This is a genomic window from Microbacterium wangyouchuni (genome assembly GCF_054072595.1).
In genome coordinates this window covers 1-20,842 of record NZ_JBSVRM010000006.1, presented here as the reverse complement: position 1 = coordinate 20,842, position 20,842 = coordinate 1, and the positions used below count along the sequence as shown (strand labels likewise).

Genomic DNA, 20,842 nt, shown 5'->3' with positions numbered 1-20,842 from the left:
GTTCAGGCGTCAGCGGCGGCCCGTTCACGCAGCTCGAGCACGCGCTTGTCGCGCTCGATGATGTCCGGTTCTTTCTCCCGGAACAGCGAGTACAGCGGTGCTGCAACGAACAGCGTGGAGTACGTCGCGACGATGATGCCCACGAAGATCGACAGCGAAATATCGGTCAGCGTCTCCGCCCCGAGCCAGAACGCTCCGATGAACAGAATCGCGCCGACGGGGAGCGCTGCGACGATCGAAGTGTTGATCGAGCGCACCAGCGTCTGGTTCACCGCGAGGTTCACCGATTCTCCGAAGGTGCGTGAGGAGTTTTCGCCGTCCTCCGTGGTGTTTTCTCGAATCTTGTCGAACACCACCGTCGTGTCATACAACGAGTACGCCAGGATCGTGAGGAACCCGATGACGGCCGCGGGCGAGATCTCGAACCCGGCCAGTGCATAGATGCCCACGGTGATCACGAGCACATCGAGCAGACCAATGATGGCAGCGGCCGACATCTTCCACGTGCGGAAGTACACCGCGAGAATCAGGAACGTCAGAATCAGGAACACCACCAGGCCCCAGAGCGACTGTCGTGTGACGTTCTCCCCCCACTGCGGGCCGATGAACGATGTGTTCACCTCGTCAGCATCCACCTGATACTGGTCAGCCAGCGCCTGCGCCACGGCGAGAGTCTCGCTCTGCGTCATCTGATCCGTCTGCACGCGCACGTCGCTCTCACCGACGATGGCGACCTTGACGGCGGCATTCGGCACGACAGACTGCACGGCGTCGGATGCCTTGGCCTGATCAGTCGACTCGGGCGCGACGACCGTGAACTGCGACCCGCCAGTGAACTCGATCGAGAACTGCACAGGGCGCAGCAACGGCACAAGGGCGGATGCCACGATCAGTGCGATCGCGATGATGAACCACAGACGGCGCTTGCCGACGAACGGGAAAGAGGTCTTTCCCGTGTACAGGTTGTTGCCGAATTCATTCATGGAGGCCATCAGCGCTCTCCCTCGCTTCCGGCGTTGGTATGACTGTTTCCGATGAGGGCTTCGGCACGTTTGCGCTCCGCAATGGTCTGCCGGCGCTCAGCCTCGTTTCGAGAACGGTTGATCTTTCCTGCTCGTCCACCGCGCACAGGCTCGACAGTCCGATACTGCGAGCGGGCGTGGTAAACCGCCCCCAGCGCGTCGGGGTCAAGGCCGGAGAGCTTGTGCCCGCCTCCGAAGAACTTGGTGCGCGCCAGGATCTGCATCACCGGGTGCGTGAAGATGACGAAGATGAAGATGTCGATGATCGTCGTGAGTCCCAGGGTGAAGGCAAAGCCCTTCACCGTGGAGTCAGCCAGGATGTACAGCACGACTGCGGCCAGGATGTTGATCGACTTGGAGATGTAAATCGTGCGCTTGGCGCGTCCCCAGCCGTCCTCCACCGCATTCGTGATGGATTTGCCGTCGCGCAGCTCATCTCGTATTCGTTCGAAGTAGACGATGAACGAGTCGGCGACGAAACCGATCGACACGATCAGACCTGCCACGCCGGCCAGCGACAGGCGGAAGCCGAGGCGCCAGGCCAGGATGCAGACGATGATGTAGGTCAACACGCCCATGACCGCGATGGATGCAATGATCACGGCGCCGAGTGCTCGGTAACTGAGCAACGAGTACACAGCCACCAGCGCAAGACCGATGAGTCCGGCGATGAGACCGATCATGAGCTGCTGCGAACCCAGCGTCGCCGAAACACTCGACGCACTCTCGGTGGTGAAGCTCAGCGGCAGCGCACCGTACTTCAGCTGATCCGCGAGAGCTTCAGCGCTCTCCTGCGTGAACGAGCCGGAGATGCTGGGCTTGCCGTCGAGGATCACACCGTTCATCTGCGGAGCGGAGATGACCTTGCCATCGAGAACGAAGGCGAACTGGTCGCGCGGGGTGAGGCCGGCGAGCTGGTTCTGGTAGAGGCGCTGGCTGATCTCGCCGAAGGTCTTGGCACCCTGCGAATCGAGGGTGAGGTTGACCGTCCATGCACCGTTGCGCTGGTCGCGACCGCTGGTGGCATCATCGATCGCATCGCCGGTGAGCTCGGTCGGTCCGAGGATGTACTTGGCCTGACCGAGGTCGTCACAGGTGATCAGGGGCTGGTCCGCAGGTGTATCGGCAGACTCGTTGTCGGGGTTCGCGCAGTCGTAGGCGAGGAACTCGGCTTGGAGCTTCTCCGTCACCCAGGCCATATCGCTGCCGTCGGTCGGCTCCGGCGTGGGGATCGCGTTCGCAGTCGGGTCCGGGGCCGGGTACGGCGTTGCGTTGCCGTCTTCTCCGACGAACTCGGTCGCTGGGCTTCCGAAGAAGATCACGGAGCGGAACTCGAGCTGCGCGCTCGCTTCGATACGCGCGCGCGTCTCCTCATCAGCGACACCGGGGATCTGCACAACAATGTTGCGTCCGCCCTCGGTCGTGATGTCGGCCTCTGTCACACCAGACGCGTTGACGCGTTGGCGGATGATCGCCGCAGCCTGATCGAGCTGCTCCTGCGTGGGATTGGCACCGTCCTCAGTGACGGCACTCAGGACTATCTGTGTGCCGCCCTGAAGATCAAGCGCGAGCTCAGGTGTCCACGAGCTCTTTTCAAAGCCATAGACACCGATTGCGTTCACGCCGAACAGCGCAGCAGTCACGATCAGAAGGCTGAGCAGAACCTTCCAGGCATGACGGACGGGAGAAGACGAAGCCACGTATGTTCAGCTTTCTACGATGCCGGTCAGGCGGTCGGACGAATTACTTGCTGTCGGAGTCCCGATCCAGACGGGCGCGGGTCTCCTCAGGAGTCTCGGCGGCAAAATCTGCCTCGGATGCAATGGCCTCATCTTCAACCTCAACGAGGTCTTCGCCCTCGAGGTCGTCGACCACGTTCGGCTCGACGATGCGCAGGATCGCCTGGCTGTGTACCTCGATGACTGTTCCCGGGGCAATCTCGACGAGAGCCGGCGAGTCCAGGTCCTCAGGGTCGTACGCGACGATGGTTCCGTAGAGACCACCCTGCATCAGCACCTTGACCCCGGGAACCGTCTTCGTGGCCTTCTCTTCCTGTTCGGCCTTCATCTGCTTCTGACGCTTGCGCGTGTTGAGGAACATGAAGACGAGCAGGACGGCTAGTACGCCGAAGAGGATGATTTCCATCAGGCAGGGCCTTTCAAAGTGCGCACGCCAACGGTGGACGCGCAGAGAGTTCGGGGGGAAGTCTCCAGCGATTATAGGTCATTGAGCAATGTCGCCGTTTCCGGATGCTGAAGGCCGAGGTGCTGGTATGCCTCAGGAGTCGCAACGCGTCCGCGTGGCGTTCGACCGAGGAATCCGATTCGGACGAGATAGGGCTCGACCACGCTCTCAACGGTCTCCGCCTCTTCACCGACGGCCACGGCGAGCGTGCTCAGTCCTACCGGACCACCGCGAAAGCGCCGCACGAGCATGTCGAGAACAGCACGGTCGAGGCGGTCGAGGCCGATCGGGTCGACGTCGTAGAGTTCCAACGCCGCGTTGACGTCCGAAATCGATGCCGATCCGTGATCTCCATGCACAAGGGCATAGTCGCGGACCCGGCGCAGAAGCCTGTTCGCGATTCGCGGGGTACCTCGGGATCGGCGAGCGATCTCATTCAGCGCGTCGTCAGGCAGCCCGACACCGAGAACGCTCGACGAGCGCGCGATCACCTTCTCGAGGTCACCGTCGTCATAGAACTCCAGATGACCGGTGAAGCCGAAGCGGTCGCGTAAAGGATTCGGCAGCAGACCAGAGCGCGTCGTGGCCCCGACGAGCGTGAAGGGCGCAAGATCCAGCGGGATGCTGGTGGCGCCCGCGCCCTTTCCAACCATGATGTCGATGCGGAAGTCTTCCATCGCGAGGTAGAGCATCTCTTCCGCCGAGCGCGCCATCCGGTGGATCTCGTCGATGAACAGCACCTCCCCGGGAATGAGACTGGACAGCAGCGCCGCGAGGTCGCCGGCGTGCTGGATCGCGGGGCCGCTGGAAAGGCGGAGCGGACGTTCACTCTCGTACGCGACAATCATCGCGAGAGTCGTCTTACCCAACCCGGGAGGGCCGGCGAGCAGAATGTGATCGGGTGGCCGGTTCTGGATGCGTGCCGCGTCTAGAAGCAGTTGCAGCTGTCCGCGAACCTTCGGCTGCCCGACGAACTCGCCGAGGCTCTCCGGCCGCAGCGCACCTTCGATGGCGAGCTCTGTTTCGTCGATCGGCTCGGCCGCATCGCGACCCTCAGAGAAGTTCTCCTCAGCCACGTGCTGCTCCCGCCTTGGCCGGCCCCAGCGCAGCAAGCGCCTGGCGCAGCAACAGTGAGACAGAGCCGCGGTCAGACTCGCTGGCAGCGGCAGCTGCGGCCTCGGCAGCCTCAGCCGCGACCTTCTCCGACCAGCCGAGACCCACCAGCGCGATGGTTACCTGGGCCGTGATGTCCACAGCACCAGGGGCGGTGGACGCGGCAGCAGGAGACGGCGGCTGCAGTTTTCCGGCAAGCTGCACGACGATCAACTTCGCCGTCTTCGGTCCGATACCGGAGACACGTCGGAACGGTGCGTCATCGTCGTCGATGACCGCCGTAGCGATCTGATCGACACTGAGGTGTCCGAGCACGCCCAACGCAGATTTCGGACCGACACCGGTGACACTGAGCAATTGTCCGAAGACCTCCAGCTCCGTCGGCTCGGCAAAGCCGTACAGCGTGAGAGCGTCTTCGCGCACGATGAGACTCGTGTGCAACCGCAGCTGAGCGCCAGTGCGCGCGGTGTGAGCGACGTCTCCGGGCACGAACACGAAGAATCCGACCCCGCCAACTTCGATGACGACATGGTCCGCACCGGTGGCCAGCACGGTTCCGTGCAGAGAGGAGATCATCTCCCCAGCCTACGAGCCGGATCGTATGTATGTTCGAGCGACACGCTCAGCATCGGCCCAGGCCTGCTGGGCCGGGGTCAGAGCGCCAGCTGCCGCTGCAACACCGCCTCGCCGCCACGCATGGCACAGGGCGATAGCGAGGGCATCGGCCGCGTCCGCGGGTTGCGGTGGGGCATCCAGCCGCAGGATACGGGCGATCATCGCCTGTACCTGCTTCTTATCGGCCGATCCGTACCCGGTGACTGCCGCTTTTACCTCACTCGGGGTGTGGGTCGCCGCGGGCAGGCCCGCCTCTGCGGCGATCAGCAGGGCCACCCCGCTGGCCTGCGCCGTGCCCATCACCGTGTGGCTGTTGTGCTGTGCGAACACCCGCTCGACAGCTACGGCATCCGGCTGATGTTCGTTGAGAACCTCTCGGATGCCGGCGGCAACTCCGGCCAGTCGTTCGCCGATCGGAGCATCCGGCGACGTTCGTATCACCCCGACATGCACGAGGGTTCCTCGGCGTGCGCGGTCCACGTCGACGACGCCGATGCCGCACCGGGTCAGTCCCGGGTCGATACCGAGCACGCGCAAAGAAGAAGCCGTCACTCCCCCAGGCTAGGTGCCAGAGGAGCGACGGCTTCAGCGGCGCGCTGTGAAGGCAGGTCAGTCCTCGTCGCTGTCTTCCTCGAGTTCGGCCTGCACTTCAGCGGTGAGGTCGAAGTTGCTGTATACGTTCTGCACGTCTTCGCTGTCTTCGAGCGCATCGATGAGGCGGAAGATCTTGCGAGCGGTCGCAGCATCGATCTCGACCTTGAGGTTCGGGATGAACTCCACATCAGCCGAGTCGTAGTCGATACCGGCTTCCTGCAAGGCGGTGCGCACGGAGACCAGATCCGTTGCCTCGGTGATGACGCCGAAGCCGTCGCCGTGCGGCTCGATCTCTTCAGCACCGGCTTCCAGGACCGCTTCCATCACGGCATCTTCGGTCGTGTCTTCCGCACCGACAACGATGAGGCCCTTGCGGGTGAAATTGTAGGCGACGCTGCCCGGGTCGGCGAGGGTGCCACCGTTGCGGGTGAGTGCCGTACGCACCTCAGCGGCTGCACGGTTTTTGTTATCGGTCAGACACTCGATCATGAGTGCGACGCCGTTGGGACCGTAGCCTTCGTACATGATCGAGGTATATTCGATCGCTTCGCCACCGATACCGGCGCCGCGTTTGACGGCACGGTCGATGTTGTCCTTCGGGACCGACATCTTCTTCGCTTTGAGCACCGCGTCATAGAGCGTCGGGTTGCCAGCCAGGTCGGCACCACCGAGCTTGGCCGCAACTTCGATGTTCTTGATGAGCTTTGCCCACGACTTCGCACGACGGGAGTCGATGACAGCCTTCTTGTGCTTCGTAGTTGCCCATTTAGAGTGCCCGGCCATGTTTCTCCGCTCTTCGTTTCGCTCTGCTGACGTCGCAGCGCATGGTCCATTCTAAAGAATCTGGTCGTGACGTGTGGGAACGCCCCCGCCGAGACGGTCCGCGGGACCGTCTGCCAGTTGTTCAGCCCTCCAGGCTCGACCGCCCTGATCGTCGGCGTGCGGAGTCGATGACGGAGCTGTCCGGCAGTGGCACCGGCAGATCCCATGCGGCATCTGGCTTCCATTCATCCCACTGCTCATCGAGCGGCCAACCGCCTGTGGCGATGAATTCCGCGCCGGCGTGATCAGCCAGTACGCGCACGGCTTCGGCCTGTTCTGCCGTGAAGCGTCCCTGCGCGACCGCTGCTTCCAGTTCGTCGGCATCCTTCAGCCAGACATCCTGCGCTCCCGGGTGCTCGGCATCGATCCAGATGTCCAGCACGAGGTCGCGCGAGAAGATTCCGCCGGCTTCACCGGCGACGCGGCGGTGGGGCAGCTCCACGTTCACGTAGGCGCCGTCGGGCGTACCGTCCGGGCGACGGAAGAACCAGATCGACCAGGGGCGACCGGCAGGAGCCACTCGAACGATGCCGGGGCCCGTCCACGTCGACTCCTGCATCTTCCAGGGAACGCTGAAGCGTTCATCCAGCGACACCTCGCGCGGGCGCCGGCCATCGGCAGGAACTGATTCCAGACGTGCCGATCCGGAGGGGATCCAGATCACCAGACCCTGGGCATCATCACGGACCACCCGTGCCGCTTCGATATGGCGCGAGTACCGCCAGAGAATCGCTTCTCCCGGTGTGAAGCGCGGGGCATCCTCGTCGGATGAGGGCACCGCGCTGCGCAGGAGCGGGTCGACGTACTCGTCGCGGCCGGAATCATCGAGGAGGGAGATCGCTTGATCCAGCGTCATGGTTCCCGCAGAGATCGGGAGCCACCCGCTGCCGATCCGGCCGATGAGTTCGGCGTTTCCACCACTCGCGCTGACAGCTGTGGACCCGATCGGCAATCGCATCCCGCCACGCTATCGTGTGACGGCGTGGTGAACGGCAGTAACCCTCACCAGCCGTTCGTGGAACCGGTACTCCCCCGTGAGCTCCGGGTGAAAGCTCAGCCCGACGAGATGGCCCTTCCCGACCGCGACGACGCGACCATCCGGCAGCGAGGCCAGCACCGTGGCGCTCGTGCCGACGGACTCCACGACAGGACCGCGGATGAAGGTCGCCCGCACCGGCGGAGCCCCGAGCACAGCGACATCAAGTTCGGCTTCGAATGACTCGAGCTGTCGACCGAACGCGTTGCGCCGGACGACCACGTCCAACCCGCCGAAGCTCTGCTGACCGTCGATTCCGTCGCGCACACAGTCGGCGAGCATGATCAGCCCGGCGCAGGTGCCGAGTACGGGCATCCCCCCGGCGATCGCATCCCGGATCGGCTGCTGCAATCCGAACTGCCGGGACAGCTTGTCAATGACAGTGGATTCGCCGCCGGGAATCACGAGGCCGCTCACCGTCGCGAGCTCCTCGGGGCGGCGCACGCGGATGACGTCCGCCCCGAGTCCGTGCAGCACGCGTTCGTGCTCGCGCACATCGCCCTGCAGCGCGAGAACGCCGATCCGTGGAGCGTCGGGGTTACCAGCCACGCTCGGAGAGCCGGTGCGGTGCGGGCAGATCCGAGACGTTGATACCCACCATCGCCTCGCCGAGTCCGCGTGACACCTCTGCGACCACCTTCGCGTCGTCATAGAAGGTCGTCGCCTTCACAATTGCCGCCGCACGCTCGGCGGGGTTACCCGATTTGAAGATGCCCGAGCCGACGAAGACGCCATCAGCGCCGAGTTGCATCATCATCGCGGCGTCGGCGGGGGTTGCGACTCCCCCGGCGACGAAGAGCACGACCGGGAGCTTGCCCGTCTCAGCGATCTCGGCGACGAGCTCGTACGGTGCCTGCAGTTCTTTGGCCGCGACGAACAGCTCGTCCTTGGTCATAGATCGCAGCACGTTTATCTCGGAGCGGATCTTACGAATGTGCTTCGTCGCCTCAGAGACATCGCCGGTGCCCGCTTCCCCCTTGGAGCGGATCATGGCGGCACCCTCGTTGATGCGGCGCAGGGCCTCACCGAGGTTCGTGGCGCCGCAGACGAAGGGCACGGTGAAGCCGAACTTGTCGATGTGATTGACGTAGTCGGCAGGCGAAAGCACCTCCGATTCGTCGATGTAATCGACGCCGAGCTCCTGCAGCACCTGAGCCTCAACGAAGTGACCGATGCGTGCCTTGGCCATAACCGGGATCGAGACGGTGTCGATGATGCTGTCGATCATGTCCGGGTCGCTCATGCGCGAAACTCCGCCCTGCGCGCGGATGTCTGCCGGAACACGCTCGAGCGCCATGACGGCGACAGCGCCGGCATCCTCCGCGATCTTTGCCTGCTCCGCAGTGACAACGTCCATGATGACGCCGCCCTTGAGCATCTCAGCGAGTCCGCGCTTGACGCGGGATGATCCGGTGGTGGAATTCTGGTCTGCAGCCATGAGCTGCTCCTTTCAATCATCCAAACAGAGTCATTGATCTATGCCAAAAGATAGCACCAGTTCGAGACCGCCTAGACTCATATGTCGAGAGGTGACATGAGCGACCAGATCACGGGTACGACGGCAGCCGATATCGCCTCGAGCGTGCGTGAACTGCGACAGCGCGGTGTCCTGACCCCGGGCGCGGTTCTTCCGCCGGTGCGCGAGCTCGCTGCACGCCTCGGCGTCAACCGCAACACAGCTGTGTCCGCGTACCGGCAACTCGCCCAAGCCGGTCTGGTCATCAGTCGCGGGCGTGCCGGAACGATGCTCGTCGAGCACAGCGCTGTCGCGCAGGAAGGGTATGCCGCCGACACTGTCCTGCGCGATGTCGGCACCGGAAATCCTGACCCCCGACTGATCCCGGACCCGTCCCCCGTCCTGGCGAGCGTGACCGGCCGGCCGGTGCTGTACGGGGAGCCGGTCATCGACACTGCGCTTGACGCCTGGGCGCGGGATTGGGTCTCTCCCGACCTGCACCCGTCTGACTTTCAGATCACGATCACCAGTGGCGCAGTGGATGCCGTCGAGCGATTGCTCGCGCAGGCGTTGATGCGCGACGATGCCGTCGCTCTGGAGGATCCGTGCTTTCTTGCCAGCATCCATACCGTTCGCCTGGGTGGCTATCGCGCGGTCCCTGTCCCGGTCGATGACGAGGGCATGACCGTCGAGGGACTGCAGGCGGCGCTGGATGCCGGTGTGCGCGCAGTCATTTGCACACCGCGCGCGCAGAACCCGACCGGTGCGAGCCTCTCGCAAGCACGTGCTGCGGCGCTACGGGAACTGATGGCGGAGCATCCCTACGTTCTGATCATCGAAGACGACCACTTCTCGATGCTGTCATCACGACCATACGAGTCTCTGATCGGCCCCGAGCACAAGCGGTTCGCCCTGCTGCGCTCGGTGTCGAAGTTCCTGGGTCCCGACATGTGCCTGGCCGTGGCTGCCACCGACCGGGAAACAGCCGGCCAACTCGCGATGCGGCTGAGCCCCGGAACCACCTGGGTGAGTCACCTGCTGCAGCGTCTGACGCTCGGCCTGCTCAGCAATGAACAGGTGCGAGAGTCGATCCGCGCCTCCGGAGCGCACTACGTCGAGCGAAATACGGCCTTTGCCGGGCGGCTGCGCGATCACGGCATCGGCACCCACTACTCCGACGGTATGAACCTCTGGGTCGAGTTGCCCCAGCCAGCCCAGATTGTGTCAGAACGGTTGATGCGACGAGGGTGGCTGGTGAGGACCGGCGACGGCTTCTCGCTCATCGACACGGACAGGCCTTCCCATCACCTGCGCCTCACCGTGCATGACCTTTCCCCCACCGATGCTGAGCAACTCGTCGCAGATATCGCCGCGGCTATCGACTGATGTGCGCGAAGCACGCCGCCGGCAGTGAGAAGATTCAAAGATGAAGATCCTCTCGATCCAGTCAGCTGTCGCCTACGGCCACGTCGGCAACTCGGCCGCGGTGTTCCCCCTGCAGCGCATCGGCGTCGATGTCCTCCCGGTCAACACTGTGAACTTCTCGAACCACACCGGCTATGGCGCCTGGCGTGGTCCGCTGATCGCTCCCAGCGACGTCGCAGACGTGATCACCGGCATCGAAGAGCGCGGGGTCTTCCCCGAGGTCAACGCGATTCTTTCCGGCTATCAGGGCGGCGAGGGCATCGGCGACGTGATCATCGATGCCGTCGCGCGAGTCAAGGCGGCGAACCCGGCCGCGCTGTACGCGTGCGATCCGGTCATGGGCAATGCCAAGTCCGGATGCTTCGTCGCACCGGCTATCCCTGAGCTTCTGCGCGAGCGGGTGGTTCCCGTCGCTGACATCATCACGCCGAATCAGTTCGAGTTGGGGTTCCTCACCCGAACTGAGCCGGACACACTGGAGTCGACGCTCGATTCCGTTGATCTGGCACGTGCCATGGGCCCGTCGATCGTTCTGGTGACCAGTGTGGAGCGTCCTGACCGTGAAGAGGGCACCATCGAAATGCTCGCCGCCGACGATGCCGGCGCCTGGATCGTGCAGACCCCGTTCCTGCCGATGAAGGCCAACGGGTCCGGAGATGTCACCGCGGCGCTCTTCACCGCGCACTACGTTTCGACCCGGAGCGCTCAGGTGGCGTTGGAGCGCACCGCGTCAAGCGTGTTCGATCTGCTGCAGCTGACGCTGGATTCCGACGCCCGCGAGCTGAAGCTCATCGAGGCGCAGGAGTACTACGCGCACCCGAAGATGCAGTTCGCTGCGCGTCAGGTCCGCTGACCGCTCGACCACGCCGCGGCCACCGCTTCGCGCACCTCGCCGAGCAGTTGCGGCAGCGGCTTCGTCTTGGCGATGATCGGGAAGAAGTTCGCATCCGACGTCCACCTCGGCACGATGTGCTGATGAAGGTGGGCGTCGACGCCTGCCCCCGCCACCGCACCCTGGTTCATGCCCAGGTTGAAGCCGTCGCAGTTCGAGACTTGGCGCAGCACACGCATGCCGATCTGGCTGAGCTCGCCGATTTCAGCGACCTCTTCTGCCGTGGCCTGATCGTAGGTGGCGATGTGCCGATACGGGCAGACCAGCAGGTGGCCGGAATTGTACGGAAAGAGATTCAGCAGCACGTAGGCAGTCTTCCCGCGGGCGACGATCAGACGCTCGGCATCGGGATGCTTCGGCGCCTCGCAGAACGGACACTCTTCGCGCAGCGGCTCAGGCCCCGCCTGGATGTATGCCATCCGGTGCGGGGTCCACAGCCGCTGAAACTCGTCGGGGACGCCGGCGAGGTGTGCGGCATCCTCGACGGCATCCCTATCGATCATGCGAGGTCTTCCGCCGTGTGCACAAGCGCATGCGATGCGATGGCCGCACGGATGCGGGCGACAGCATCCGCAATCGGCACACCGTTTTCCTGCGTGCCGTCGCGGAAGCGGAACGAGACGGTACCGGCATCCCGATCCTGCTCACCGGCGATGAGCATCAGCGGGACCTTGGCCGTGGTGTGGTTGCGAATCTTCTTCTGCATCCGGTCATCGGAGTGATCCACTTCCGCACGCACATCTTGTTGGCGCAGCTGGGCGATCACGCCGTCGAGGTATTCCGAATACTGCTCTGCTACCGGCACACCAACAACCTGCATCGGGGCCAGCCATACCGGGAAGTCGCCGGCGTAGTGCTCGAGGAGGATCGCGAAGAAGCGCTCAACGGACCCGAGCAGTGCACGGTGAATCATCACCGGACGATGCTTCTGGCCGTCGGAGCCGGTGTATTCGAGTTCGAAGCGTTCAGGCTGGTTGAAGTCGAGCTGAATGGTCGACATCTGCCAGGTGCGTCCGATCGCGTCACGCGCCTGCACCGAGATCTTCGGGCCGTAGAACGCGGCGCCTCCGGGATCGGCGACGAGCTCCAGACCGGATGCCACGGCGACCTGACGCAGTGACTCGATCGCAGTTGTCCACTGCTCCGGCTCGCCCAGGAACTTCGGGTTGCCCTCCTCGTTGGTCGACAGCTCGAGGTAGAAGTCATTCAGACCGTAATCGCGGAGCAGATCAAGCACGAGATTGAGGTTCGTCGTGAGCTCTTCTTGCACCTGGTCCTGGGCGACGTAGATGTGCGCGTCATCCTGGGTGAGACCGCGCACACGGGTGAGGCCCGACAGTGTGCCGCTCTTCTCATAGCGGTATACGGTTCCGAACTCGGCCAATCGCAGCGGCAGCTCACGGTATGAACGTCCGCGCGAGCGATAGATGAGGTTGTGGAACGGGCAGTTCATCGGCTTCAGGTAATAGTCCTGGCCCTGCCTCGTGACGTTGCCGTCCTCGTCCGTAATCTCGTCGAGGTGCATCGGAGGGAACATGCCGTCCGAGTAGGTCTGCAGGTGCCCAGAAGTCTGGAACAGATCCTTCTTGGTGATGTGCGGACTGTTGACTACGTCGTAGCCGTTGCGCAGCAGATGCCTGCGCAGGTTCTCTTCGATCTCGTAGCGGATGATTCCGCCCTTGGGATGGAAGACCGCGAGTCCCGAGCCGATCTCGTCCGGGAAGGAGAACAGATCCATCTCGACGCCGAGCTTGCGGTGATCGCGGCGCTCGGCCTCGGCGAGACGGTCCTTGTAGGCCTTCAGTTCATCCTTGCTCGGCCAGGCCGTTCCGTAGATGCGCTGCAGCTGCGGATTCTTCTCGCTACCGCGCCAGTATGCGGCAGCGATGCGCGTGAGGTCCCAACCATTGCCGATCATGCGCGTGCTCGGCAGGTGCGGGCCCCGGCAGAGGTCCTTCCAGACCACCTCGCCGTCCTTGGAAACGTTGTCGTAGATGGTCAGCTCGCCCGCGCCGATCTCCGCAGACGCGCCCTCAGCGGCATTCGCCCCGGAACCGGGGCCACCGGCGAGTTCGATGAGCTCGAGCTTGAACGGTTCGTCCGCCAGCTCGGCGCGTGCTTCTGCCTCGGTGACGACACGACGGGTGAAGCGCTGTCCCTCGCGGATGATGCGCTGCATCTCCTTCGAGATGGCCTTGATGTCTTCGGGAGTGAAGGGCGTTTCGACGCCGAAGTCGTAGTAGAAGCCGTCGGTGACGGGCGGGCCGATGCCGAGGTTCGCCTGCGGGTTGATCCGCTGCACAGCTTGGGCGAGCACGTGAGCTGCAGAGTGCCGCAGGATCGCGAGCCCATCCTCACTATCGATCGTGACCGGCTCGACAACATCGGCATCCGTCACGGTAGCCGCGAGATCCTTCAGCTCGCCGTCGACGCGCATGGCAACGACGGAACGGTCAGAGAACAGGGCGAAGCCGTCTTTCGGCTGGGCATTTTCAGGCACAGATCACTCCACTAGGTCTTCGTCCAGATTACTCGCCCGAGGGATGCTTCGACGCACGTTCAGCGGGTTCCGATGGCGAACGCCCTGCAGGCGTCGACGATGCGCCTCGCACACACGATGGCGGCGTACGCATACGCGGGCGAATAGTCAGGCTTCGTCGCGGAATTCGGATGCCGGTTCCGCGCTGGCGCGATCGCGCTGCAATGCATCCGCGATGTCATCCAGCGCCGTGGCCGTCGCATCACGCAAAGCCGATAGGCGTGCAGCGGCACGTCGAAGATGAAGCGGAGGGAACACAAGAAGGTTCGTCAGAACTCCGACGATGATGCCGAAGGCCATCGTCAGCAGATAAGACACGGAGAACTCATCGGCTGCGGTGCCACCCAGCAGGAGGACGAACAGTCCGGCGATGGCTACCCAGTCGCTGCCGGCACCGAGAACCCTGATTCCTCCGATGATGATCCCGGCCGCGATGACAACGGCGACGACGGCGGGACCGCCCAGGAGCACGATTCCCAATCCTCCGACTCCGAGCGCGATGCCGATCGCGAGTCCCGCCAGCGACTGCACCCCCGCCCGCGCGGACCCTGCCAACGTCGGATACATGCTGACGAGAACGCCGAGAGGCGCGTAATACGATCTGTGTGCAGAATCAGATCATCGCCCGTGTCGCCGAATGCGACTGCCCCATTGACACCGCGCCCGATGAGGGTTCGCGGGTCAGCAGCTGGCGAGGTGTCGTTCAATCGCGTTCGTGAGAACACCTGAACCGCCCAACAGCACGACCTGACGGGTTGTACTGCTCTTCAGATAGGCAGATGTTCCTGCGGGCAAGCATGTCGTCCGCGACAGCAGCAGCGGTGATTTCGTCTTGCCGGCCAGTGGCGCAGCGGCCAGAGCATCCGCGAAGTTGGAGCCGGTTGCGATGAAGGCTTTCTCCTGTGCGCCGGGGAAAACCTTCTTCGCGATCGCCTCGGCGGTGGCGTACCGATCCTGACCGCCCAGACGAGTGACGCTGAATCCCTTCGACCTGAGACTCTGCTCGAAGCTGCTCGGAATGACACCCGTGCTGCCGACGAGGGTGATCTTCTTCACGCCCTTCTTCTGCAACAGCGACAACAGCTGAGCGTCAGGTTTAGCGCCCCGAACGGGGATGACGGTCGCGCCCTGTTTGATCGCGGCCGGGGCAGCTGCGAGGGCATCCGGATAGTTGGATCCCACCGCGAGGTAGGCGTGCTCAAGCTTGCCCTGCCAGAGCTTCTCCACCGCCATCATGCTCGTCGCATAGCGGTCGGCCCCTGCCATGCGGATGTATTCGGTGTTCGGCAGATACCGACGAAGCTGGTTGACGACGTTCTCGCTGACAGCCCCTGTACCGCCCATGATGATGATGCGCTTCGGGCTGCGCTTCCAGATGGAGTGGATGAGGTTGTCCGTGAGCCCCTGTGACGGTGTGATGACCACAGGGTCGCCGCTTCGTCCAGCGATGGCTGCTGCCGACAGAGCGTCGGCGAATACCTGACCGGATGCAACATACAACGTGTCGCTCTTGGGGAACTGCGAGAGGATGCGGCGCGCCGTTTCATAGCGATCAGCGCCCCACAATCGTGAGACCTTCACCGTCGACGGCGTCACAACGACGTCGTCGATTCCCGAATCGGGTGATGACGAGTACCCGCCGAAGTTCTGGGTGAAGTAGGCCGTGCCTCGTGTCGCGCTGTAGGCGATGCCGATGCCGATATGGGTGGCGTTGGCGTTCATGATGTTGCGGTAGTGACCGGGAGAACGCAGCCACGCATCGACGACATCGGTGTAGTTGTAGCCGGCGGCCACATTCTCCGCCAGCCAGAACCAGCCTGCCGGTGACCCGGAGGCGTAGTTCGGGTTGTGATACATCCGATCGGCTCGGGCCTGCTGTTGTGACCAGCCTTGCGCCAAGTCGGTCAGGCCGCTGGACTGCTTCAGCGCGGGGAGGCCCTTGCTTGCGCGCGCAGCATTGGTCTCGTTGAAAATCAGCTGGCGCGCTTGCTGAACGCTGAGCACCTCGTTGTATGCGACGTTCGGTGAATCTGCGTTGGTGTCAGCGGCGTTGGCGGGAACGGCCGTTGTGAGGCCAAGCAACACAGCAACGGCTGCAGCGAGGACGATCTTGAATCGCATGGTGTGTCTTTCTGATCAGCCCCCGCCGATACCCATCCGGGCATAAAAAAACCCGGCACAACCGGGGTTCTCTGTGCGCGATACTGGGATCGAAGGTGTGTGAGCACCATGACATCCTGACCGTTCACGGTCACGATGTCCGACTTTGTCCCAGATTCACGACAGTTCCCGGTCGTGTAATTGTGTCATTTCGAGACACCGGCGTCCAATCGTCGCCACCATCTAGTGTGCGTTGGTGTGCAGAATCTCGACGTTCATCTATACGGAGCCTTTTACTGTTTATTGGATGAGTTCGCGGTCCTGCAGGAAAACGATGCCGCGGAAGTGTCCGGTGCCTTCATATCGGTGCTCTGGTCCGACTCTGACCCGCAGTCGTGCCCCGCTCCCACCAGCGTTAGGACAGCACCCTCGGAGGTCACTTCTGCGGTCTGCGACGATATTTCCGGCGAGGAACGCATCGCTCGCCATGCACATCTACTCACCGGCATTGACTGGGAGCTCGACAGCGAGCAAAACGACGAAGACGACGCTGAGTCGCTGAGCCCCGAAAAGCGCGCTGCTCAACTGCGCGCGAACGACCTCATCAAAGGTTCTCCCTGTCATGCGAGCAACACCATCATTGACAGGCTACTCAGCGACATCTATGAACTCGATAATGCAGACGACGAGTTAAGCAACGAGGACACTCTCATGCTCTCCGACCTTCCTCCTCGATTGGCCAAGGCATACCGGCCGTTGGCGTGATGGTTCCTGCGCAGTGCAACTGGCGCATTCGACCCAACAATTTGGGGCGAATGCGCCACACACCTACGCCTGTTTGCGCCGCGAGGTGAGCACCAGGCCAACTCCGACTAGCGCAAGGAGAACCGCTGCCGCGATAGCCGGTACAGGATCACTGCCCGTGCGTGCTAGATCCGTTTCACCCACAGGATCAGTGACCGGCGGTGCCACCGGCACAGCAGCCACCGTCAATGTCGCCGCAGCACTCGTCACCACACCAACCGTGTTTTCGGCTGTTGCCCGATACTGGAAGCCAGACAATGCCTCGGCCGCGGTAACAGTCAGGGTCTTCCCGTCACCACTGACCGTGCCATCCGCTGCACCAACCGCACTCCAGGTGACACCGTCATCGGCGCTGAACTCCCACAACAAGCTCGGTTCCGGAGTGCCCGTCGTCTCGACCGTAAACGTGGCAACATCCCCCGCGGTGACCGCCTGGTCTTCAGGATCAGTAACCGTCGGTGCCACCGGCGCAGCAGTCACCGTCAGCGTCGCCGCAGCACTCGTCACCACACCAACCGTGTTTTCGGCAGTCGCCCGGTACTGGAAGCCAGACAATGCCTCGGTCGTCGTAACAGTCAGGGTCTTTCCGTCACTACTGACCGTGCCATCCGCTGCACCAACCGCACTCCAGGTGGCGCCGTCATCGGCGCTGAGCTCCCACGTCACACCGGGTTCCGGGGTTCCCGTCGCCTCGACCGTAAACATGGCAGCATCCCCCGCCGTCACCACCTGGTCTTCAGGATCAGTAACCGTCGGAGCCACCGGCACTGCAGACACCGTCAATGTCGCTGGAGCACTGGACACTACACCAACACTGTTTTCGGCTGTCACCCGATACTGGAAGCCCGACAATGCCTCGGTCGCGGTAACAGTCAGGGTCTTCCCCTCATCACTGACCGTGCCATCCGCTGCACCAACCGCACTCCAAGTGCTTCCGTCATCGGTGCTGAATTCCCACAACAAGCTAGGTTCCGGGGTACCCGTCGCCTCGACTGTAAACGTGGCAGGATCTCCCGCGGTCACCACCTGATCCACAGGGTCAGTGACTGTCGGAGCTACCGGCACTGCAGACACCGTCAGCGTCGCCGCAGCGCTCGTCACCGTACCAACCGTGTTTTCGGCTGTCGCCCGATACAGGGTTCCAGACAATGCCTCGGTTGCGGTAACAGTCAGGGTCTTTCCGTCACTACGGACCGTGCCATCTGCTGCAGTGACCTCGCTCCAGGTGGCGCCGTCATCGGCGCTGAACTCCCACGTCACACCGGGTTCCGGGGTGCCCGTCGTGTCGACTGTAAACGTGGCAGGATCTCCCGCCGTCACCGCCTGATCTGCAGGGTCAGTAACCTGCGGTGCCACCGGCACAGCAGAAACCGTCAAAGCCGCCGCAGCACTGGTCACCGTACCAACCGTGTTTTCGGCTGTCGCCCGATACAGGGTTCCAGACAATGCCTCGGTTGCGGTAACAGTCAGGGTCTTTCCGTCGACACTGACCGTGCCATCCGCTGCACCAACCACAGTCCAGGTACCTCCGTCATCGGCGCTGAACTCCCACGTCACACCGGGTTCCGGGGTGCCCGTCGCCTCGACCGTAAACAAGGCAGCGTCCCCCGCCGTCACCACCTGGTCTGCAGGATCAGAAACCGTCGGAGCCACATCGGGAGCGACATAGGTGAACGCGTCCGCATACGTGATGTCTGGTTGGGCCACACCGTTCAGCTCCCACGACACAACAACATCAACTGGGCCAGCATCGTGAGGCGGAGTAGTGGCCGTCCACGACTCGTCGCCGTTATCCACGAGATTGGTTGCACTCTCCCCGCCAAACGAAACACCCGTTACTGTCGCATCCGTAAGAACCGGGGTCGGCACGTTCCTCTGATCCTTGGTACCGTCGCCCAGCTGCCCGTAGTCGTTGTCTCCCCAGGCATACGCGGTACCGTCTTCAGTAAGCGCGGCCGAATACGCAGAGCTTGCACTCACCTGCGTAAAAGTCGCCTGATCAGGCATCTCCACCCGCACCGGCACATGACTGTCCGTGTTTTTGCCGTCACCCAGCTCCCCAACGTAGTTGTATCCCCAGGCATACGCGGTACCGTCTTCATCAACCGCGACCGAATGTAACATGCCTGCACTCACCTGCGTAAAGGTCACCTCATCAGGCATCTGCACCCGCCCCGGCACCGGATTCGGCACCTGAATCTCCGTGGCTGTGCCGTTACCCAGCCTCCCGAACCTGTTGGATCCCCAGGCGTACGCGGCACCGTCGTCAGCAACCGCGAGCGAATACGCACTGCCTGCACTCACCTGTGTAAAAGACACCTCAGCAGACACCTGCACCGGCACCTGCACCGGCATGAACGCGGTTCTACCGTTACCCAGCTCCCCGTAGGTGTTGTTTCCCCAGGCATACGCGGCACCGTCTTCAGCAACCGCGATCGAATGTGAAGAGCCTGCACTCACCTGCGTAAGAGTCACCCCATCAGGGATATGCACCCGCACCGGCACGGAGCTGCCAACGAGTGAATCGTTACCCAGCTGCCCGTCGCGGTTGTATCCCCAGGCATACGCGGTACCGTCTGCAGCAAGCGCGACCGAATGAAGATAAGCTGCACTCACCTGCGTAAAGGCCAGCCCGCCAGGCATCTCTACCTCCACTGGCGCCCGCACAATAACCGAGCCTTCACCGGTACCCATCTGCCCGCGGCTGTTGTCTCCCCAGGCATACGCGGTACCGTCTGCAGTAACCGCGACCGAATGTGAGCCGCCTGCACTCACCTGCGTAAATTTCACCCCATCAGGCATATCCACCCGCACCGGCACCAGACTGTCCCCGCTTGTGCCGTCACCCAGCTGCCCGAGGTTGTTCTCTCCCCAGGCATACGCGGTGCCGTCTTCAGCAAGCGCGACCGAATGTTCACGGCCTGCACTCACCTGTGTGAAGGTCACCCCGGGAGGTGGTTCGATCATAACCTCGGTACCCCCTGTCGTAGGTCCGCTCGTCGGGGCCAGCACCGCACTCGTCGGTATCGATCCCGCGTTCGCCGGATCTGGCGCCGCGTTCGCCGCGACCCCCACCCCGACGAGCCCTACCGCCACACTCACAGCGAGCAGTCCCCGCAACACGTTACGCAACATCACTCAACAACCTCTTGTCGTTCTATCCATATGGCAGCTCAACCTCGAGCCAGAAAATAATGTGCAGCAGCGCGCATTCGTCCCGATACTTCGAACGAATGCGCCACACACCTACGCGTGCTTGCGCCGCGAGGCAAGTAGAAGACCAGCTCCAACTAGCGCAAAGAGAACTGCTGCCGCGATAGCCGGTACAGGATCACTGCCCGTGCGAGCTAGATCCGTTTCACCCACAGAGTCAGTCACCGGCGGAGCCACCGGATCAGTGACCGGCGGAATCACCGGCGCTGCAGACACCGTCAGCGTTGCCACAGCACTCGTCACCGCACCAACACTGTTCTCAGCAGTCACCCGATACAGGAAGCCAGACAAGGCCTCGCTCGCGGTAACGGTCAGGGTTTTCCCGTCATCACGGACCGTGCCATCCGCTGCACCCACCGCAATCCAGGTGACACCGTCATCGGTGCTGAACTCCCACAACAAGCTCGGCACCGGAGTGCCCGTCGCCTCAACCGTAAACATGGCAGCATCCCCCGCCGTCACCACCTGATCTGCAGGGTCAGTCACCGTCGGCGCCACCGGCGCTGCAGTCACCGTCAGCGTTGCCGCTTCACTCGTCACCACATCAACCGTGTTTTCAGCGGTCACCCGATACTGGAAGCCAGACAATGCCTCCGTCGCCGCAACGGTCAGGGTCTTCCCGTCATCACTGACTGTGCCGTCCGCTGCACCCACCTCGCTCCAGGTGACGCCGTCGTCGGTGTTGAACTCCCACAACAAGCTCGGCTCCGGGGTGCCCGTCGTCTCGACCGTAAACGTGGCAGGATCTCCCGCGGTCACCACCTGATCCACAGGGTCAGTGACTGTCGGTGCCACCGGCGCTGCAGACACCGTCAACGTCGCCGCTTCACTCGTCACCGCATCAACACTGTTCTCGACAGTCACCCGATACTGGAAGCCAGACAATGCTTCCGTCGCCGCAATAGTCAACGTCTTTCCGTCATCACTGACCGTGCCGTCCGCTGCACCAACCACAGTCCAGGTGGCGCCGTCGTCGGTGCTGAACTCCCACAACAAGCTCGGTTCCGGGGTGCCCGTCGTCTCGACC

At 63.0% G+C, this 20,842-nt stretch carries 19 protein-coding genes; 3 read left to right on the top strand and 16 right to left on the bottom strand.

Annotated features, from left to right (window positions below; translation table 11 throughout):
- Positions 1–2 precede the first annotated feature (2 nt).
- The 10 genes from secF to pdxS form a co-directional block, all read right to left on the bottom strand.
- Positions 3–992 carry a protein translocase subunit SecF gene (secF, locus tag ACW5CM_RS11370; RefSeq protein WP_438254518.1) on the bottom strand — a complete coding sequence of 330 codons (990 nt, stop codon included), beginning with the start codon at positions 990–992 and terminating at the stop codon, positions 3–5.
- Complete coding sequence (gene secD, locus ACW5CM_RS11365; protein WP_438254517.1) at positions 992–2,722, bottom strand: protein translocase subunit SecD; 1,731 nt, start codon at positions 2,720–2,722, stop codon at positions 992–994. Before secD ends, secF begins: the two co-directional genes overlap by 1 nt.
- Before the next feature lie 43 nt (positions 2,723–2,765).
- The gene (locus tag ACW5CM_RS11360) at positions 2,766–3,167 is read right to left on the bottom strand and encodes a preprotein translocase subunit YajC (RefSeq protein WP_457125062.1); all 402 of its coding nucleotides are present in this window, start codon (positions 3,165–3,167) and stop codon (positions 2,766–2,768) included.
- A gap of 71 nt (positions 3,168–3,238) precedes the next feature.
- A complete protein-coding gene (ruvB, locus tag ACW5CM_RS11355; protein ID WP_438254514.1) occupies positions 3,239–4,282 on the bottom strand; it encodes a Holliday junction branch migration DNA helicase RuvB in 1,044 nt (347 codons plus the stop codon).
- Positions 4,275–4,895 carry a Holliday junction branch migration protein RuvA gene (gene ruvA / locus ACW5CM_RS11350; protein ID WP_457125061.1) on the bottom strand — a complete coding sequence of 207 codons (621 nt, stop codon included), beginning with the start codon at positions 4,893–4,895 and terminating at the stop codon, positions 4,275–4,277. Before ruvA ends, ruvB begins: the two co-directional genes overlap by 8 nt.
- Positions 4,896–4,904: 9 nt before the next feature.
- On the bottom strand, positions 4,905–5,486 hold the full coding sequence (gene ruvC, locus ACW5CM_RS11345; protein ID WP_457125060.1) for a crossover junction endodeoxyribonuclease RuvC: 582 nt from the start codon (positions 5,484–5,486) through the stop codon (positions 4,905–4,907).
- A 57-nt stretch (positions 5,487–5,543) separates the two neighbouring features.
- Positions 5,544–6,311 carry a YebC/PmpR family DNA-binding transcriptional regulator gene (locus ACW5CM_RS11340; protein WP_438254509.1) on the bottom strand — a complete coding sequence of 256 codons (768 nt, stop codon included), beginning with the start codon at positions 6,309–6,311 and terminating at the stop codon, positions 5,544–5,546.
- 121 nt (positions 6,312–6,432) lie between these two features.
- Positions 6,433–7,308 carry a ribonuclease FAU-1 family protein gene (locus tag ACW5CM_RS11335; protein WP_457125059.1) on the bottom strand — a complete coding sequence of 292 codons (876 nt, stop codon included), beginning with the start codon at positions 7,306–7,308 and terminating at the stop codon, positions 6,433–6,435.
- A 9-nt stretch (positions 7,309–7,317) separates the two neighbouring features.
- Positions 7,318–7,935 carry a pyridoxal 5'-phosphate synthase glutaminase subunit PdxT gene (pdxT, locus tag ACW5CM_RS11330; protein ID WP_457125058.1) on the bottom strand — a complete coding sequence of 206 codons (618 nt, stop codon included), beginning with the start codon at positions 7,933–7,935 and terminating at the stop codon, positions 7,318–7,320.
- On the bottom strand, positions 7,925–8,824 hold the full coding sequence (pdxS, locus tag ACW5CM_RS11325) for a pyridoxal 5'-phosphate synthase lyase subunit PdxS (protein WP_438254503.1): 900 nt from the start codon (positions 8,822–8,824) through the stop codon (positions 7,925–7,927). Before pdxS ends, pdxT begins: the two co-directional genes overlap by 11 nt.
- A 96-nt stretch (positions 8,825–8,920) precedes the next feature.
- Here pdxS and ACW5CM_RS11320 point away from each other — a divergent pair, with 96 nt between their 5' ends.
- Together ACW5CM_RS11320 and pdxY are read left to right on the top strand one after the other, a co-directional pair.
- Positions 8,921–10,228: an aminotransferase class I/II-fold pyridoxal phosphate-dependent enzyme gene (locus tag ACW5CM_RS11320; RefSeq protein WP_457125057.1), complete on the top strand. Its 1,308-nt coding sequence runs from the start codon at positions 8,921–8,923 to the stop codon at positions 10,226–10,228.
- Positions 10,229–10,268: 40 nt separating this feature from the next.
- Positions 10,269–11,120, top strand: a complete 852-nt coding sequence (pdxY, locus tag ACW5CM_RS11315; protein WP_439254589.1) for a pyridoxal kinase PdxY — start codon at positions 10,269–10,271, stop codon at positions 11,118–11,120.
- Here the strand turns inward: pdxY and ACW5CM_RS11310 are convergent.
- The 4 genes from ACW5CM_RS11310 to ACW5CM_RS11295 form a co-directional block, all read right to left on the bottom strand.
- Entirely contained in the window at positions 11,108–11,662 is a 555-nt protein-coding gene (locus ACW5CM_RS11310; protein ID WP_457125056.1) for an HIT family protein, read from the bottom strand. The two genes, pdxY and ACW5CM_RS11310, sit on opposite strands and share 13 nt — an antisense overlap.
- Complete coding sequence (gene thrS, locus ACW5CM_RS11305; protein WP_438254854.1) at positions 11,659–13,596, bottom strand: threonine--tRNA ligase; 1,938 nt, start codon at positions 13,594–13,596, stop codon at positions 11,659–11,661. The genes ACW5CM_RS11310 and thrS overlap by 4 nt, the downstream gene beginning before the upstream one ends.
- Before the next feature lie 210 nt (positions 13,597–13,806).
- Positions 13,807–14,253, bottom strand: a complete 447-nt coding sequence (locus tag ACW5CM_RS11300) for an aromatic acid exporter family protein (protein WP_457125055.1) — start codon at positions 14,251–14,253, stop codon at positions 13,807–13,809.
- Between the two features lie 126 nt (positions 14,254–14,379).
- Positions 14,380–15,819 (bottom strand): cell wall-binding repeat-containing protein, encoded by a 1,440-nt coding sequence (locus ACW5CM_RS11295; protein WP_438254496.1) that lies wholly within the window; start codon positions 15,817–15,819, stop codon positions 14,380–14,382.
- 237 nt (positions 15,820–16,056) lie between these two features.
- Between ACW5CM_RS11295 and ACW5CM_RS11290 the strand changes: the two genes are divergently transcribed.
- A complete protein-coding gene (locus ACW5CM_RS11290) occupies positions 16,057–16,563 on the top strand; it encodes a hypothetical protein (RefSeq protein ID WP_457125054.1) in 507 nt (168 codons plus the stop codon).
- Between the two features lie 63 nt (positions 16,564–16,626).
- Here ACW5CM_RS11290 and ACW5CM_RS11285 read toward each other — a convergent pair whose 3' ends face one another.
- Together ACW5CM_RS11285 and ACW5CM_RS11280 are read right to left on the bottom strand one after the other, a co-directional pair.
- Positions 16,627–19,569, bottom strand: coding sequence for an RCC1 domain-containing protein (locus ACW5CM_RS11285; RefSeq protein ID WP_457125053.1), 2,943 nt, complete (start codon positions 19,567–19,569; stop codon positions 16,627–16,629).
- A gap of 279 nt (positions 19,570–19,848) precedes the next feature.
- A partial coding sequence (locus tag ACW5CM_RS11280; RefSeq protein ID WP_457125052.1) for an immunoglobulin domain-containing protein occupies positions 19,849–20,842 on the bottom strand: 994 nt, incomplete at its 5' end.